Raw genomic sequence first — 16792 nt, forward strand, 5'->3', positions numbered from 1 at the left:
AACTATTGAGAGTCAATCAAACCCCAATTATCCTTGATAACCCGGAACCCGACAACCAATGATAATTTCCTGGGTTCTGGGATAATTATTGAGAAGTTGATAAAAAAGCTGTGAATTAAAACTTCTGGGGTCAGATCTATGACCAGATCTATCAACAGCTTGATGGGTAGTAATGCGGTCATTAGGAACCCCCGTCCGCGAAACTAACCAAGCCAAAGACTGATATTGAGCCATGGTATATCCACTGTGGCTAGAACCGTTATTCATGCCATCTGGTGGTGTTTCCAGGGAAACATGATAAGCAAAATTATTGACAGAAGCGGGATATTTAGGATGAGTCCTGACTGCTTCTTCACCGCGACTACCAACAAACACAGAATTTCCGGCACCAAAAGCCCTTAAATCGGGAGGGACAATATAAACAATATCTCCATTGAGGGTAATTAAGGTATGGTAACTGGCCTGATTATCTTCGGAAGTGTGGCGGGTACGGAAAAAATTAATGGCATTTTGACTGGTGGTAACAGTTTCGTGGAGGACAATAATTGGCTGATTATTGTTCAGTTGACCATTAATATCATAGACAAACCGTTGGCCGTAGTTAGTCTGATTGGCGATCGCCTGATATTCTTGAGGAGTATGGCCAGAGGAACTTTGAGCAGTTAAGGGACGACGAAACCGCGTCAAAGGTGCTGGTTGTTCAATAGGGGGACCCACCTGGGTAGAAGCCACAGCCACATTAGTAGTAGGTCTAACCCCACAGGTAGGCTGCAATTCTAAAGTAACATTAGCCACTTCCTGGGCTACCACCAGTCCCCCAGTAGACAAAAACATAGGAACCGCCAAAGCCACCACAAACATGATCAACAGCAAAACCGGGGTAAATTTTAACTTCATCTAAACAACCGCAAACCATGAATAAGGGAATTTTCAACAGTTTAATCCAAATATTCAGGATAAGCGATCGAGATCTTAAAGTTTGCCTAAAGGCTGAACCGGAAACTCCGTTGAGTTCAGGCTGAGTCCATATCGATACTTTAGCCTTGGCTTCTATTTTAGGGAACTGTTGGGAGCCAGAATTTAATCCAAGATTTGCTTGACATCTTAGGACAATAAGGTACAATACCTCAAAAGATTCGCAACTCAATAATGAGTATACGGTCAAACCCCAGACCATGCCAAATTTCCTTGACGACATACTCATCAAGTCGGATTCTTCATGGTAAAATCAAATCATGGTGCCAATCAAAGCTTTCCGGACAAAACTAAAACTCAATGACCGTCATCGAACCTTGATGGCCAAACACGCGGGGTATGCTCGATTTGTGTTCAATTGGGGATTACACTTATGGATGTTAGCTTATGAAGAGGGACTCAGCTATCACGTCAACTCCATCAAAAAGGTTTTTACTCATTATGTAAAACCTCAATATCCTTGGATGTCTGAATTGTCTTCTAAAGTTGATCAATATGCCTTCATTAATCTAGGGGATGCCTTTAAGCGATTCTTCAAAGGAATAAGCAGTTATCCTAAATTTAAGAAGAAAGGCTACCATGATAGCTTTACCCTTGACAATGGCGGCAAACCATTCAAGTTGTCAGGAACTCGCCATAAGCTGCCTTTTGTGGGCTGGGTTTCTACATTTGAGGCTCTACCACCCAGTCTAGTTAAGAAAGTCACTATAACGCGCCAAGCAGGTGACTGGTATATGAGCTTTTTTGTAGAAACCACACCAGAAATTACACCGAAATTCCGAGAGAGAATCGGGGTTGACCTAGGAATTAACAATTTGGCGACTTGCTCCGATGGGACCCAATTCTCTAATCCCAAGGCTTATAAAGCAGCGACCAAAAAACTAGCTCGATTACAACGTCATTTAAGTCGCAAAGTCAAAGGCTCAAAAAATTGGGCCAAATGTCTCTTAAAAGTTCAAAAGCTACATCAAAGAGTAGCTAATATTCGCCGTGACACAATTCATAAAATAACTACTTTTTTGGCTAAAAACCACAGCCAAGTAGTCATTGAAGATTTGAATGTGTCAGGTATGCTGAAAAATCATGGTTTGGCGGGTTCTATCGCTGATGCTTCATTTTATGAGTTCCGTCGGCAACTAGGTTACAAGGCAGAACGTTATGGTTCAAAGTTGATTATTGCCGATAGATTTTATCCATCCAGTCAACTGTGTTCTAATTGCGGTTATCGTCAAAAAATGCCCCTAGTCCGTCGGACTTTTGAATGTCCAAACTGTGGCCTGAAGATTGATAGAGATTTGAACGCCGGTAGAAATTTAGAAAAATCGCCTGGTTCAGACGATTACACTTGTGGACGGGGTGCTGCCGACAGTCCCGGACGAAGCCAGAAATAAACGTCAATATCCGGCTATGTCCGGTTTTGTTTAAGTTTTATAGAGCAGAATTTAACTTATGGTACAGACAGCAAGCGGTCAAATCCAGCCAGATCCCCTAGGCTCAGATAGAGGATACTACTTAGATCGCGACTGTACAACCCTATCGCGGCACGTTTTACAGCAACTCGAAAGTTTCGGTCCTGATGCTCAAGATATTAGCGCCCTGATGAACCGCATTGGACTAGCGGGGAAACTGATCGCCCGTCGTCTGTCAAGGGCGGGGTTGGTAGAAGGAACCCTAGGATTTACGGGAGAAGTGAATATCCAGGGGGAAGAAGTCAAACAAATGGATTTTTTCTCCAATGCAGTTTTTATCTCGACCTTCAAACAAAGCGGCTTAGTGTGTCGCCTAGCTTCGGAAGAAATGGATAAACCGTACTACATCCCAGAAAACTGCCCCATCGGACGCTATACTCTGCTTTATGACCCCCTAGATGGTTCCTCAAACCTGGATGTTAATATGAATGTGGGTTCCATCTTCGCGATCCGTCAACAGGAAGGTTACGACGAAGAAGGAGAAGCCCTAGACTTATTGCAAGACGGTCATAAACAAATCGCTGCTGGATACATCCTATATGGTCCTAGCACACTCCTGGTTTATTCAATTGGTAGGGGGGTTCATTCCTTTACTTTAGACCCCAGTCTGGGGGAATTTATCCTGGCTCAGGAAAATATCCAAGTTCCCGAACATGGTCCGGTCTACAGTGTGAACGAAGGTAATTTTTGGCAGTGGGAGGAATGCTACCGAGACTATATCCGTTATGTTCACCGCCATGATGGCTACACAGCCCGCTATAGTGGGGCTTTGGTGGGAGATATTCACCGCATTCTCTGTCAGGGAGGAGTATTCCTATACCCGGGAACAGTGAAAAACCCTGATGGTAAATTGCGCCTATTATATGAGTCGGCACCAATGGCCTTTTTAATGGAACAGGCGGGGGGTCGCGCTAGTACGGGTAGTCAGGATATCTTAAATGTGGTTCCCGAAAAACTCCATCAACGCACACCTCTGATTATTGGTAGTAAAGAGGATGTAGCTTTAGTGGAGTCATTTATAAGCGATCGCAAACGTCGCGAAACCGAAACTTAGATCAATAATAAAATCCGGCAACCTCTGTTAACTTAATTATTCACGACAGCCTAGATGGTTACACTCTCAGAAAATCCCCTCCGCGTTGGTCTACAACAAGACCGCATTCCCGAACCCCAAATTTTAGTAATTTTCGGGGCTTCCGGCGATTTAACCCAGCGTAAGCTAGTTCCCGCCATTTATCAAATGCACCTCGAACGTAAGTTACCCCCAGAATTAACCATTGTTGGGGTAGCACGCCGAGACTGGACTGATGACTATTTTCGTGAGCATCTTCGACAGGGTATTGAAGAATTTGGCGGCGGGCTACAATCGGAAAAAATATGGCATAACTTCGCCCAAGGCTTATACTACTGTTCCGGTAATATGGACGAACCGGAAAGCTACCAAAAGCTAAAATCCCTTTTGGCTGAATTAGACTCGAAACGCCTAACCCGTGGAAATAGGGTATTTTATCTATCGGTGGCTCCTAGATTTTTTGGAGAAGCAGCTCAACAACTGGGACAAGCCGGAATGTTGGAAGACCCCAAAAAGCAACGCCTAGTTATTGAAAAGCCTTTTGGTCGTGACCTGGGTTCGGCGCAAGTCCTTAACCGGGTGGTGCGTAATGTCTGCACTGAGGAGCAAGTTTACCGTATTGACCACTACCTCGGTAAGGAAACAGTACAGAATTTGATGGTGTTTCGGTTCGCTAACGCTATTTTTGAACCGTTGTGGAATCGTCAGTTTGTTGATCATGTACAAATAACGGTGGCGGAAACTGTAGGCTTGGAAGGACGAGCGGGATATTATGAAACGGCTGGGGCGCTGCGGGATATGGTACAAAACCATTTGATGCAGTTGTTCTCGCTCACGGCTATGGAACCCCCTAACTCTTTGGATGCTGATAGTATCCGCACGGAAAAGGTTAAGGTGGTACAAGCTACCCGTCTGGCAGATTTTAATAACCTAGAAGCAGCAGCAGTCCGAGGACAATATATCAAGGGATGGATGAATGGTCAGCAGGTTCCGGGCTATCGTGACGAAGATGGCGCATCACCAGAGTCTACTACGCCTACCTATGCGGCTTTGAAACTTAGTGTTGATAATTGGCGCTGGAAGGGTGTACCTTTTTACCTGCGTACTGGTAAGCGAATGCCTAAGAAGGTTACGGAAATCGCTATTCAGTTTAAGGAAGTGCCTTTTTTAATGTTCCAATCTGCTGCTAAACAGGCTAATCCTAATGTGTTGGCGCTGCGAATTCAGCCGAATGAAGGGATTTCGATGCGGTTTGAGGTGAAAACTCCGGGAAATTCCCTCAGAACTCGCTCGGTGGATATGGATTTCCGCTATGATACGGCTTTTGGTAAGCCTAGCACTGATGCTTATGCTAGGTTATTGATTGACTGTATGCTGGGAGACCAAACTCTATTTACGCGAGGGGATGAGGTGGAAGCGTCCTGGCGGGTTCTAACTCCGGTATTGGAAGCCTGGGATGCTCCGGCGAAGCCAGATAGTATCCCTTTCTATGAGGCGGGAACCTGGGAACCTGTGGAGGCGGAACTATTGCTTAACCGGGATGGTCGCCGTTGGCGTAGGCTTTGATATTTGGGTCTGTCTATAACTTTTGTTCGCGTTCAATCAATAAGCTACTGAGTTAAATATGAATACACCACTTGTTGCACTCCAGAAACCAAAGGATATTTCTCTGAGTGAAATTGAGGCAGAACTTAATAGCATCTGGCTTAGTCAAAGTTTCGGTCAGGGTAAAACGGCGGCGATCGCTACTAGGGCGGCTACTTTTAGCATGGTGATCTATGAACCGGAGGAGTTTCAGCAACTCCTGGGGGGTCTCGGCTTTTATAAAGGGGCGATCGATGGTATTCATGGTACGGAGACCCGTGATGCTATTCGTGATGCTCAAAAGGCTTATCAATTGCCGATTACGGGTCGGGTAGATTCGGATACCCTGGAACACCTACGCACTGAGTTTGCTAAACTTTCCCCAGCACAGCGGGTGATTAGAAATATTGATGCTCGTGGATTTAGCATCAGCGAAACTATTGCTAACCAAAATCCCTGTCGGATTATCACCCTCTGTCCGACTTTGGGAGAAGATACGGGAGTTACGGCCCAGGTTTCTGCCTATTGTCCCCTACAAAACAACAAGGAAGAGGGTTTGATCTGTTGTGAATATGTCACCCTCCGAGGTACTAAGGCGGCTTTGGAAAGGGTTAGTCATCTGGTAACATCGTTATTAATTCCCGATTTGCCTAAGTTTGTCTGGTGGAAGGCTACCCCTAACCCGGAACAAGAATTGTTTAAGCATTTGTCCTGTTGCAGTAATTGTGTGATTGTCGATTCCTGTTATTTCAGCGACCCTGAATCGGAATTACTCAAAATGCAGGAACTGGTTGACCAAGAAACCTACATTGCTGATTTGAATTGGCATCGTCTCTCGCCTTGGCAGGAGTTGGCGGCGGCTACTTTTGACCCCCCAGAACGTCGGATGTCTCTTGGGGATATTGACCAGATAACTCTCGACTATGAAAAGGGTAACGCGGCTCAGGCTTTGATGTTCCTCGGTTGGTTTGCTAGTCGTTTGCAGTGGGAACCTGTGGAGTTTACTGAGTCGGGGGGAGACTATGACCTGAAGCACGTTAAGTTCCGTGGTCCTGATAATCAGGAGATTATTGGGGAACTGGCTGCTATTCCTATGGCAGATACTGGGGAAATTCCGGGGGATTTGGTGGGTCTGCGCCTGACTTCTACTAATCCCAAGGCTAATTGCTGCACTATTCTCTGTTCGGAAACTACTGGCTGTATGCGTATGGAGGCGGGGGGTAGCGCCCAGTCGTGTCAGACTGAACAAGTGACTTCGGTGACAGACCAAAAAGCAGAATATCTGATGGCGCAACAGCTACAACGCTGGGGCCGAGATGTTTTGTATGAGGAAAGCCTGGCGGCGGCATCTGCAATTCTCAATCTACGCTAGGTTTTGGTATAATCGGTTACTTTAAGGATGACTGGGATACTATAGAATTAATCTGTGTTTTGGGGTTTGGTGTTGCTGGCGATCGCTTTTTTAATAAAATGGAGGCGATCGCCTCACACTTACTTTCAAAAATACCCATATTTTTAAGTATTAAAAATCCTGGTTTAATTTGAAGCAAGACAGCCAGAGGTTGGCAAGACTACGGAAAGCATCTACAATATAGCGCGAATTTACATTGATATCATCAGAGGTGTCTGAATATGTATTCCCATAAAGATAATTCCCCGGAAACCCCGGAAAATGAACCACTTATCCCTCAGCAAAATGTCAATAACTCGACAACTACCTCGGAACTACCCCCGGCAGTGAAAACTGGGTCTATTGTAGCCCTAATTGCGGTGGTGATGATGGCGGTGGTGGGGTCGCTGATGGTTAGTCCTGACCCGGCTACGACAACGGGAAGTCAGTCAGAAGAAGAAACTGTGGCTACGGAAGAGGTGACTATGGAAGTGGTGACTACTCCCGCCACCTCTGTGGTGGAAGAAACAGCAGAGACTACGACTCCAGAGGAAACAACAGCAGCGACAACTACTGATGAACCAGAAACGGCGACGACGACTCCCGCAACGGTAGAGGAGACAACGACGACGGAGACAACAGAAACTCCTGATGCGATCGCTTCTGAACCCCAGACCCCAGAAACTACGGAGGACCTTACTACTGCGACTCCAGAAACTACACCGGAAACTACAGAAGTATCGGAGTCCCCAGAAACTGAAGCCGCTCTGACTCCTGACCCAACTCCGACGGCTGAGATGACGACAGGAAACGAGGTAGCGGCAGTTCCTGAGACGGTCAATATTGAAGAATTGAATAATATTATTTACGATAAAATTGACCGGGCTTGGACTGTGAAAGGAACCCCGGTTCCTACGTCGGTTAGTTACATGGTGACAGTGACTCCCACGGGGGCGATCGCGGAATTTGAACCTAAGTCTTCTGAGGCTTCGGAAAACGTTGATAATACTCCTCTACCTACTCTAGTGGAATCTGACGCTATGGCGGCGGAAACTTCGGGTAAAACAGTGGTATTTGAGGTGGTATTTACGGATAGGGGGGTTTTGGAGGTTAGACCTTCTCAGCAGTAATCCCCTGGCTTTTGCGATCGCGTTTTGTACATAATGGGGGTATGGAAATTTTTAGCAAAACCTCCCAAATGCCAGAAACCCAGCCACCCCAACCACAAACCACTTCAGATCAATCTCGGTGTGTCCTGGTTTGTCAGCATCAGTCCTGCTTGCGGAATGGTTCCGAGGGGACTCTGAAAGCCTTTGAGGATGCAGATATCCCTAATGTGAAGGTGGAGGCTAGTGGCTGTCTAGGACAGTGTAATATAGGTCCGACGGTGCGGGTAATTCCCGATGAGACTTGGTACTATCGAGTTCAACCGGAGGATGTTCAGGCGATCGCCACCCAACATTTACAAGGGGGAAAACCTGTCCAGGAAAAACTGAATCCTAGGATACATCCTCAGTTCAATTTTTAAGCGCGATCACATCGGATAACCATTTTTCTAAGCGATCGCCTAAAGCTGCTAAGGAATATTCCTTTTCGGCTAAAGCGCGACATTGGCGGCGGTCAATTTGCTCTAATTTGGCGATCGCATCGACCAAACCCGTTACGCTGTCGGGTTCGACTAGCCAACCCGTTTCACCATCTCGGACAATTTCGGCGGGTCCACCCCGTCGATAACTAATCACCGGAACCCCACAGGCTAAGGCTTCAATAGCGACATTTCCAAAGGCTTCTACCCAGCGATGAGTCATTAATAAACCTCGACATTCACGCAGACCCTGTTGTAGTTCATCTGTATTCAAAAATCCCCGATAATTTAGGGGCGCATTCGGATAAGTATTCAGGATATTTTGCCAATATTGCTCATCCTGAATTTTGCCAAAAATTGCCAGTGGGATACCTGTTTGATCCGCCGCCGCGATCGCATCCTCTAAGCCTTTTTCTGGGGAAATACGACCCATCCAAGCTAGTTGTTGATGGGGTTGATCACAAAACTGATAGCGATCCATTTCTAAGCCACTTCCTAAACAAGCATAGCCTAGGTCTGAACCAAAGGTGGCGGCTTGGGTATGGCTATAAAATCCGACAGTCCCCGGAAACTGTTTCATCACCTCAACAACTATCTGATCTAAAGCGGAAATTAGGGAACCCATACTCACCCAGTGAGCGATCGGAGTCGGGAAAAAAGGAGTCAGATAAAATGGTAGCCAATCAAAGGCAAAATTGACAATTGCATGATAGTTTGTCTGTACCTGTCGCCCATATTCCCACATATTTCCTAACACAGAATTTTCCGGTATGGTAATCAGAGAATCTCGGTCTTGATTTTGGGCGATCGGTTGTAGTTTCCCCGAAATTTCTATAACTGATAGGGACTCTAACACTGACCCAGAAGGCGCAACAACGGTTATATCATGACCTCGGCTGTTTAAGGCTTTTGCCATATTCAACAATGTTAATTCGACTCCCCCCCCTAATCCTGAACCTAGGGGACCGACCGGGGTGGAGATAAATAGTAATTTCCAGCTTTTTTGAGGCATACTTATGAGTTGATGAACTATCGGAATTTGAGGCTATAATCAATCCTAGTGGCATTACCCTAGGAGGCGATCGCTTCTTGTAGCCCTTTAGGTATCTGTAAACAGACCAAAACCCACCGCCCCGGGGATAGGTTTCTGGGCGTATGGTCTGGGACTACAAACATGGAAACATCGGGCTTGACTTACTACATTCCCTTGTATCTTAATCGTTTTCCCTTGCGACGTAGATAACGTTTGATTTCGATGTCTGATGTTACCCAAGTATTCATTTCTTCATCCCAATAAAATTTTAAGGTCTGGCGAATACGCAAAGTTCTAACCCGTTGGTGAGATACTCCTAAAATCCGCATCACATCAGACTGTCGGAATTTGGGGACACTATTGAGGTAAGAGGTTCTGGCTTCGGATTCATCCTCATCAAATACCGATTCCCATAGATGCTTAATACTATTAAGAATGGCTTGAGAGGGTTCACCCCGACCATTTTCCCAACGATTGACACTACCACGAGACACCCCAAGCTTTTGGGCTAACCCTTCTTGGGATAAATGCAGTCTCCGTCTCAAAGTTCGCATCAAGATCTGGAGATTCGATTCAATCTCTGACATTAGCTTTCAACTGTGGTTTGCTTTAGTGTACAGTTTAACAACTTAATAGAGTATCAAATATCTGATACCTTGGCGTTAAACGTTAATTTTGTTTAAGAATCTAGTCCATTCACCTTGTGGACTAAATCCGCTGGCTGGAGTTGTTCGTAATATTCAAAGGGTTGATGAATCCAGGGATTATTACTCAGAAAATCCACATAATAATCGGGGACAAAGCCAGAAGAACTTTTATACCAGATGACTCCTGTACGAATTTTTTTAATTTCATCAGGGTAGTGTTCTGTTAACCAAATAATTGAACGTTCAAGACTAATCCCAGAATCAGCTAAATCATCTACTAACAAAATGCGATCGCCCAAATTTTCTGTAGTCATGCTAAGATGATGGGCGATCTGAATTTCTCCTCGAATTTTTCCACCGGGTCCCCCATAGGAAGAAGCCGCCAAAATCCCTAGGGGTACATCATAAATACGGGAGAGTATATCCCCAATTCGTAGCCCTCCCCTAGCCAGACAAATAATCTGATTAAACTCCCACTGAGATTGATATATTTTAGCTGCTAAAACTTCGATTTTTTGGTAATATTCCGACCAAGAAATATATAAGTCATTCATAGACACAAATTGACTATTAATATATTGATAATTATCTGATTAATTGGAAAGCAGCAGCCAGAAGTTAGCTATCAGGATTCCGGCTAGGGGAGAGTTAATCAATTCCCCTCAGCGCCGGATTAGTCTCTGTTACCTACCTGATAATCGTGATTTATTCAAGCTCCTAAATAACCCAATTTTTGTAAACTTTGAATCACCTTATCAACACTTTCCGAAAGTTCTTCGAGGTCGGTGCGACATTCAATCTCAGGATTTAGGGGAGGTTCGTAGGGGTCATCAATACCAGTAAAGCCTTTAATTTCGCCAGCCCTAGCCCGTTGATACAGTCCTTTCACATCCCTTTCTTCACAAACATTTAAGGGTGCATTAACAAAGACTTCGACAAAATCACCAATCCGTTGACGGACTTCCTCACGAATTTCTCGATAGGGAGAAATTGCGGAAACAAATACAATCACACCGTTGCGAGTTAATAAATGAGAAACAAAGCCAATGCGGCGAATATTCTCATCGCGGTCTTCTTTGCTAAACCCTAAGCCTTTAGTTAAGTTAGTGCGGACTATATCCCCATCTAAAATTTCTAATTTGTATCCCTGAGATTTCAGCTTTTCGGCTACAGCTTGGCTAATGGTGGTTTTCCCCGCGCCACTCAAGCCTGTAAACCAGACTGTTACACCTCTTTGCTCCATTGATTGAGTTTCTCCTGTCAACATTATAATTGAGCTAAAATCTGCGCCCCTTCTCATAGAGGTGGAGCCTCTAAAAAACTCCCCGCCCAATATAATAGAGTAGTTGTTGACATTTTGATCATGAAATTAAACAGGTTGGCCAGCCTGTGAGCGGTTGTTTATGTCAATTTGGGGAATGGTGAGTAGGGGTGGGGGAAAATTCCCCCAATAGTTCAACCCTAACGGCGAGCAATTCCTTCTTGGCGCGCAGTATGGGAGACGGCTGCAGCTACAGCGATCGCCACACGCTTATCAAAAACGGACGGCACAATATTCTCAGGACTCAACTCATTAGCTGTCACCAAAGCAGCGATCGCCGCCGCCGCTTCCAAATACATACTCATAGTGAGGCTGGAAGCCCGACAGTCCAAAGCGCCCCGGAAAATGCCAGGAAATGCCAAAACATTATTAATTTGATTAGCATAATCACTGCGTCCGGTAGCAATCACCGCCACATCATTAGTGATTAATTCTGGCTGAATTTCGGGAATGGGGTTAGCCATAGCAAATACAATGGGATCACTAGCCATAGATTTAACCATTTCCCTGGTGATCACACCGGGAACACTGATCCCCATAAACACATCAGCCCCTTTCATGGCATTAGTAATAGTTCCAGATAACTCGACAGCAAATTCTTGTTTTTGGGGGGTGAGGTCCGATCGCCCTTTGGAGATAATGCCGCGAGAATCACACATCATAATTTGAGTAGCCCCGGCTTTTTTGAGAAGTCGGGCGATCGCAATTCCCGCAGCCCCGGCCCCATTTAAAACAATCTTGACCTCCTCTATGGGTTTGTTAACCAACTTCAGGGCATTGATTAAAGCAGCTAAACTGACAATAGCCGTACCATGCTGGTCATCGTGAAATATGGGAATATCGAGAATTTCTCGGAGTCGCGCTTCAATCTCAAAACAGCGAGGGGCGGCGATATCCTCTAAATTTATGCCACCAAACACCGGGGCGATATTTTTGACTGTTTCCACAATGGCATCAGGGTCTTGAGTATCCAGACAGATGGGAAACGCATCAATATCGGCAAATTCCTTGAACAGCATAGCCTTACCTTCCATGACAGGTAAAGCCCCTCCGGGTCCCAAATTACCCAGACCCAAAACGGCGCTACCATCAGTGACAATAGCCACGGTATTTTGTTTAATGGTGAGGTTGTAGACCTGTTCCGGGTCATCGGCGATCGCCCGACAAATGCGACCCACACCGGGAGTATAAGCCATGGCTAGGTCGCTTTGGGATTTGAGGGGAATTTTGCTATTAATGCTAATTTTGCCGCTGCGATGTAGGTTAAAAGTGCGATCGTAAACTTCCAGCAGCTTTGAATCTGGCAGATTTTTGACCGATTCGATAATTTCCTCGGCGTGTTCTGTACTCGAAGCATCAACGGTGAACTCCCTGACGGTGGTATGGAGAGTTTGTTCGATCAGATCAATCGGACCCATATTGCCCCCAGTATTGGCGATCGCCTGAACAACACTGGCCAGCTTACCCGCTCTATTGGGCAATTGTAAGCGCAGGGTGACACTAAAACTTGGATTCGGTGTGAGATTGACCATGCTGCAATAACCATAGAAGTTAAACCGTAGATTTTAGCTTGCTATGAGAAAATCTCGATATCTCGTTTGATACAAGTTCACTTAATCATCATTGAGTCAGGAAAGCCAGATAATGCCTGTGTAGTTCACCGATAGCATAAAATCAGATTAGCTTTTTGGCTAATGTCCCATTCGCTGTCCTTCCACAAATGGGGAACCATGATCAAAATTAACTATTTTCCCAAGTTAGTCTGCGCGGTTGTCCTCAGTTTATCGGTGCTGGTTTCCGGCTGCGGAGATCTAACCACTAGCACACCTGATACTGGTACTACCGGGGCGGTTCAACAGGTCGCAGATGCTCAACCTCTCCCTGGGGGTCAGTTTAACCGATATTTCCCTAGGAGTGCCGATGGTTATAGTGTTACTTTCCGCCAAGAAAAAGAGGGATTTGCTCAAGCGCAACTTTCTCGCGGTGGTGATGCTCTGGCGCTGCTATCGATTAATGATTTGGCTAATAACCCTAGCGCCGCCCGCAAGTTTCAGGAGTCTACCCAGAGAATTGGTGGATATCCCGCAGTTACTCAGGGTAGAAACACTACGGCGCTACTGGTAGGCGATCGCTTTCAGGTTAAGGTTCAATCTAGTTCTGAGTCTTTTACTCCCAGCGATCGCGAAGTCTGGCTACAAAATTTTAATCTCTCTGGTATAGCACAATTGCGTTAATCTGTCAAGTTTTTGGGAGCAAGGAGTCTGAATTGTGAGTAAGTCTATTATTGAATTGGTTGATGAACTCCCTACTGGTGGGATAACTGTAATGGTGTTGCGGGGGCTAGATTTTGCAGTTCCTGGTCAGTGGGATAATTTGGTAGGTTTTGAAAATACCGTTAAAACTATCACTGGCGAGGATGATCCGGGTCTGATTCAGGATATCAGTGAACGCGCCCTCTGGCTTTATAATGATAAATCTCAGGGCTACCAGCGCGCACTTTGGCTATATCAAACTATTGACAGTGCGGGGACGGCTTTAGGGACGGCGGCGCTGGCTAATAAAATTAGCCAGAATGTCAGTTTTCTTGGTTTCCTGGGGAACTTGACCCCCAAAGCTGATAAAGCACAGGCGATCGATTTATCTTTAAAGGTGGTCACTGAATTGGTCGCCTTTTGCCAAATTAATGGCATTCCTGGGGATAGTATCGGCGATTTTGTCGCCTCTCTCGCTAACTATGGCGGCGAGTCTATCATGCGTATGGCGGCTTTGGTCTGTTTGGATGGGTTAATCCCTTTGGGTCCCGATTTTATTCAAAAGGGGTTGAGTATTATTGAGAATTTGACTCCCTCTGAATTGGAGAAAAGTGAGGGTTTTAAACGGATTAATCCCATGATTCCTGGGGGAGACCCAGACGGAAAGCTGCATTTTGTTCAGGACAGTTTTAATTCCGTCACAGGTTGGATGAGTGGTTTTGTCAGCGATCATGATTTGACACCTTCTAAGGTGGTTAGCAACCTTCAGAGTTTTGTCGATATCGCTGACGATAAGTTGGATTATGTGGCGGCTTTCCTCGACATGACCACTAACTACTACACTCATACCGGTATTCAAACTCTGGCGCGACGTTTAATTGAACGTGCTTACGCTGAGATTTAACACTACCCAATTGTAGAGATAAGACACCCGCCTTGTCTCTACTTGCTCTGGTTTCCTTATACGGTAATTACCGGAATTGTACTTATCTCTAAAACGGCTTGAGAGACTGAGTTAACCATCACCTTTTTACCGTTCATGGATTTGGTACCAATTACTACATCAGTCACCCCGCGACTGGCGGCGGTCTTGACAATGGTTTCCGGTACTAATCCTGATAATACCAGAAATTCAAAGCGGATATCTGCTAGAAGTTGGTGCGCTTGTTTTTCTAGTTGTAATCTTCCCGGTTCGTCTCCGACATTATCTACATATAAAACGATGATTTTACCATGGCTGCGCCGCGCTAGGTCGGCGGCTTTTAGCAATACGGAAGTTGATAGGGGTGACGGGTCTACAGCAGCTAATAAAACTGGATGACCTTTAACGGCTACTTTGGTGGGGTCTACTTCTCCCCTTTCTAAGAGTTTCGGCGCAAATACTTGGGTAGACCAAGCGCCCAAGGGGGCGGTTACTAGAATTGATAAGGCGGCGATCGCTAAAATTATTTCCCCGCCCTCAATTCCCGCCGCCAAAGGTAAAGCACCAATAGCCGCTTGTACGGTGGCTTTTGCCATATTTCCCGGCAATAAAAACAGCTTTTCTTGGCGATTCCAATTACTCCCTAATGTCGATAAATACCAGCCTATTCCTCTACCTATTACCAGACCAATTACTATTAATAATAAACCCGGTAATAAAACATCCCCTAAAACCTGTAACTGAATGGTAGCCCCCATGATTACAAATAAAACAATTTCCGCTACTATCCACAATACATCAAAACCATTGCGGATTAATCGCGCTAGGGGGGCATCAAATTCGATTAAAAAGAATCCCATCGCCATGACGGCTAGATAGCCGGAGTAGTAGGGAAAGGTGTTGCTGAAAATTACCAGAAACAGTCCTAAACTGGCGACGATGATTATGTCTTGAACTACGTTGCGCGTCCAGGTCTGCTTGACTAATACAAATACTAATAATCGCGCGCCTAGGAAACCGGCTACTAATCCTAGGACGATTTCTAGGATTACTTGGAATGGTAGAATTTGTAAGGATGATAGGCTGATGAACCCTAGGTTAATGGCTTCTGTACTTCCTGAACTCAGGAAGTTTAGCAGTAGGCTAAATACTAATAATAGCAGGACATCTGATAAGGCGCTACCTGTTAAAATCGCGTCGGGAATGCCTTTGGTCACACCCCAGCCTAGGCTTTTTAGGCGCAACATTCCGGGGACAATAACGGCGGGTGACTCTGCGCCGACTACGCAGCCTAATAGTAGACCTGTCATGAAGTCAAAATTGAATAGGAACATTGAGGCGATCGCTACTACTAAGGCTTCTATGGCTGCGGGGAAAAATCCTAGCCGGAGGGCGACTGTTCCTTGTTGCGCTAGTTTAGAGCGATCGAGTCCTAGACCTGCTTTCATTAAAATGATCATTACGGCTACCAGTCGCAGATCATCGGCAGCCCCTAGGACTTCTGGACTAATTAAGTTGCCAAATTCCTTACCCATGATCATGCCAATCCCAATCATCCCAATTAGAGGCGGCGCACCTAATCGGCGGGCAAGTTCCCCAGCAAAAAAACCCATCACTAGGATTAGTATCGCACTCGCTAACATCCTTTAAATTCCCTCACTGCGGAAAATTGCATCCTATGCACATAATGTCGATTTTGTCAACATCTCAGAAAATGGCGATCGCTTTTGGCTTCAAAACTCGTGCATCGTGAATTTTAACTTGTGGTGAGAGAATAATTTAGGCGACGATATAATCAGGGTTGTAGCCTCTATTTTGGCATCAAGACACAGGAAACCCTTGGATGCGATTTATCTGAGGATACCATAACCCCCAGAATCTCGTCAACTTTTTGCGAGAGATTAGCAATAAAAATGTATTAATTCTTAACAATCTTTGGAATATTAAATAGATGGAGGGGCATAGATTAGCAAAACTGATGTGATTATTTGAGGGTGGGGAAATTGACTGTTGTGGAAGGTGGGGAGGTTTGTTGTGGGAAGGCGATCGCGATCGAATAGCGATAGAATACGTTTGGGTGAATTGTAACTCAGGAACTATCGATGTCAGAAGAAGAAAAGAAAAAACCGGCCGCCAAGGCGAAAAAGGAGAAACCCCCCGCAGTGGAGGATAAGCCGTTTCCAGAGTTTATCGAAAATCATTATATTCCGGCGGTTAAGAAAGCCCTGGAGGAACAGGGAATTACAGATCTCGATGTGGTATTAGTCAAGGCTAAGTTTCCGCCTAGCCTACAAATTGCAGAAGATTGTTGGCAGGTGACGGGAAGCTGGGAAGGTGGCGCACGGAAGTTTAATATCTACTTTCCCCAAGAAGATATTAAGGGTCCAAAGTTTTTTTCCTGGGCGGCTAATGGTACTCAACCATCGGCGATCGAGGGATTTTTGGGAGATGAGCGCCGGATTACTTTAGATTTGCTGGTGTTTGGGGTGGTTCAGCGCCTGAATGCTCAAAAATGGCTGGCGTTGAATTAGGTTTTAAGTTA

The 16792-nt window shown here is 45.4% G+C and carries 17 protein-coding genes; 9 read left to right on the forward strand and 8 right to left on the reverse strand.

Annotation, left to right across the window (positions count from 1 at the left end; translation table 11 throughout):
* Positions 1-27: 27 nt before the first annotated feature.
* Complete coding sequence (locus NLZ44_RS17065) at positions 28-897, reverse strand: peptidoglycan recognition protein family protein (RefSeq protein WP_006622482.1); 870 nt, start codon at positions 895-897, stop codon at positions 28-30.
* 341 nt (positions 898-1238) lie between these two features.
* On the opposite strand from NLZ44_RS17065, the gene NLZ44_RS17070 reads away from it, so the two are divergent.
* From NLZ44_RS17070 to opcA, 4 genes are read left to right on the forward strand one after another with little or no spacing between them, the layout of a single operon-like run.
* Complete coding sequence (locus NLZ44_RS17070) at positions 1239-2366, forward strand: RNA-guided endonuclease InsQ/TnpB family protein (protein WP_493753022.1); 1128 nt, start codon at positions 1239-1241, stop codon at positions 2364-2366.
* 58 nt (positions 2367-2424) lie between these two features.
* The gene (gene fbp / locus NLZ44_RS17075) at positions 2425-3498 is read left to right on the forward strand and encodes a class 1 fructose-bisphosphatase (protein ID WP_008053232.1); all 1074 of its coding nucleotides are present in this window, start codon (positions 2425-2427) and stop codon (positions 3496-3498) included.
* A gap of 54 nt (positions 3499-3552) precedes the next feature.
* Positions 3553-5082, forward strand: a complete 1530-nt coding sequence (zwf, locus tag NLZ44_RS17080) for a glucose-6-phosphate dehydrogenase (RefSeq protein WP_008053231.1) — start codon at positions 3553-3555, stop codon at positions 5080-5082.
* Positions 5083-5140: 58 nt separating this feature from the next.
* Positions 5141-6472, forward strand: a complete 1332-nt coding sequence (gene opcA / locus NLZ44_RS17085; RefSeq protein WP_493750553.1) for a glucose-6-phosphate dehydrogenase assembly protein OpcA — start codon at positions 5141-5143, stop codon at positions 6470-6472.
* Between the two features lie 16 nt (positions 6473-6488).
* On the opposite strand, the gene NLZ44_RS17090 is transcribed toward opcA, so the two are convergent.
* The gene (locus NLZ44_RS17090; RefSeq protein ID WP_493750554.1) at positions 6489-6611 is read right to left on the reverse strand and encodes a hypothetical protein; all 123 of its coding nucleotides are present in this window, start codon (positions 6609-6611) and stop codon (positions 6489-6491) included.
* Between the two features lie 121 nt (positions 6612-6732).
* Here NLZ44_RS17090 and NLZ44_RS17095 point away from each other — a divergent pair, with 121 nt between their 5' ends.
* Together NLZ44_RS17095 and NLZ44_RS17100 are read left to right on the forward strand one after the other, a co-directional pair.
* The gene (locus tag NLZ44_RS17095) at positions 6733-7620 is read left to right on the forward strand and encodes a ferredoxin-thioredoxin reductase catalytic chain (RefSeq protein ID WP_493750555.1); all 888 of its coding nucleotides are present in this window, start codon (positions 6733-6735) and stop codon (positions 7618-7620) included.
* A 41-nt stretch (positions 7621-7661) separates the two neighbouring features.
* The gene (locus NLZ44_RS17100) at positions 7662-8018 is read left to right on the forward strand and encodes a (2Fe-2S) ferredoxin domain-containing protein (RefSeq protein ID WP_493750556.1); all 357 of its coding nucleotides are present in this window, start codon (positions 7662-7664) and stop codon (positions 8016-8018) included.
* Here NLZ44_RS17100 and NLZ44_RS17105 read toward each other — a convergent pair.
* From NLZ44_RS17105 to NLZ44_RS17125, 5 genes are all read right to left on the reverse strand, one after another.
* Positions 8008-9087 carry a glycosyltransferase family 4 protein gene (locus NLZ44_RS17105; RefSeq protein ID WP_493750557.1) on the reverse strand — a complete coding sequence of 360 codons (1080 nt, stop codon included), beginning with the start codon at positions 9085-9087 and terminating at the stop codon, positions 8008-8010. The genes NLZ44_RS17100 and NLZ44_RS17105 overlap by 11 nt on opposite strands.
* Positions 9088-9272: 185 nt before the next feature.
* A complete protein-coding gene (locus NLZ44_RS17110; RefSeq protein WP_493750558.1) occupies positions 9273-9695 on the reverse strand; it encodes a helix-turn-helix domain-containing protein in 423 nt (140 codons plus the stop codon).
* Positions 9696-9787: 92 nt separating this feature from the next.
* Entirely contained in the window at positions 9788-10309 is a 522-nt protein-coding gene (locus tag NLZ44_RS17115; RefSeq protein WP_008056410.1) for a phosphoribosyltransferase, read from the reverse strand.
* Between the two features lie 155 nt (positions 10310-10464).
* Complete coding sequence (gene cysC, locus NLZ44_RS17120; protein ID WP_046319043.1) at positions 10465-10998, reverse strand: adenylyl-sulfate kinase; 534 nt, start codon at positions 10996-10998, stop codon at positions 10465-10467.
* A 218-nt stretch (positions 10999-11216) separates the two neighbouring features.
* Positions 11217-12608, reverse strand: a complete 1392-nt coding sequence (locus tag NLZ44_RS17125; RefSeq protein WP_493750559.1) for an NAD-dependent malic enzyme — start codon at positions 12606-12608, stop codon at positions 11217-11219.
* A 198-nt stretch (positions 12609-12806) separates the two neighbouring features.
* On the opposite strand from NLZ44_RS17125, the gene NLZ44_RS17130 reads away from it, so the two are divergent.
* Together NLZ44_RS17130 and NLZ44_RS17135 are read left to right on the forward strand one after the other, a co-directional pair.
* Positions 12807-13310 carry a hypothetical protein gene (locus NLZ44_RS17130; protein WP_493750560.1) on the forward strand — a complete coding sequence of 168 codons (504 nt, stop codon included), beginning with the start codon at positions 12807-12809 and terminating at the stop codon, positions 13308-13310.
* Between the two features lie 34 nt (positions 13311-13344).
* Positions 13345-14232 (forward strand): hypothetical protein, encoded by an 888-nt coding sequence (locus tag NLZ44_RS17135; RefSeq protein ID WP_046319021.1) that lies wholly within the window; start codon positions 13345-13347, stop codon positions 14230-14232.
* A gap of 56 nt (positions 14233-14288) precedes the next feature.
* Here NLZ44_RS17135 and NLZ44_RS17140 read toward each other — a convergent pair whose 3' ends face one another.
* Positions 14289-15893 carry a cation:proton antiporter domain-containing protein gene (locus NLZ44_RS17140; protein WP_493750561.1) on the reverse strand — a complete coding sequence of 535 codons (1605 nt, stop codon included), beginning with the start codon at positions 15891-15893 and terminating at the stop codon, positions 14289-14291.
* Between the two features lie 459 nt (positions 15894-16352).
* Here NLZ44_RS17140 and NLZ44_RS17145 point away from each other — a divergent pair, with 459 nt between their 5' ends.
* Complete coding sequence (locus NLZ44_RS17145) at positions 16353-16781, forward strand: DUF2996 domain-containing protein (protein ID WP_008056402.1); 429 nt, start codon at positions 16353-16355, stop codon at positions 16779-16781.
* Positions 16782-16792 lie beyond the last annotated feature (11 nt).

This window comes from Arthrospira sp. PCC 9901 (assembly GCF_059013425.1).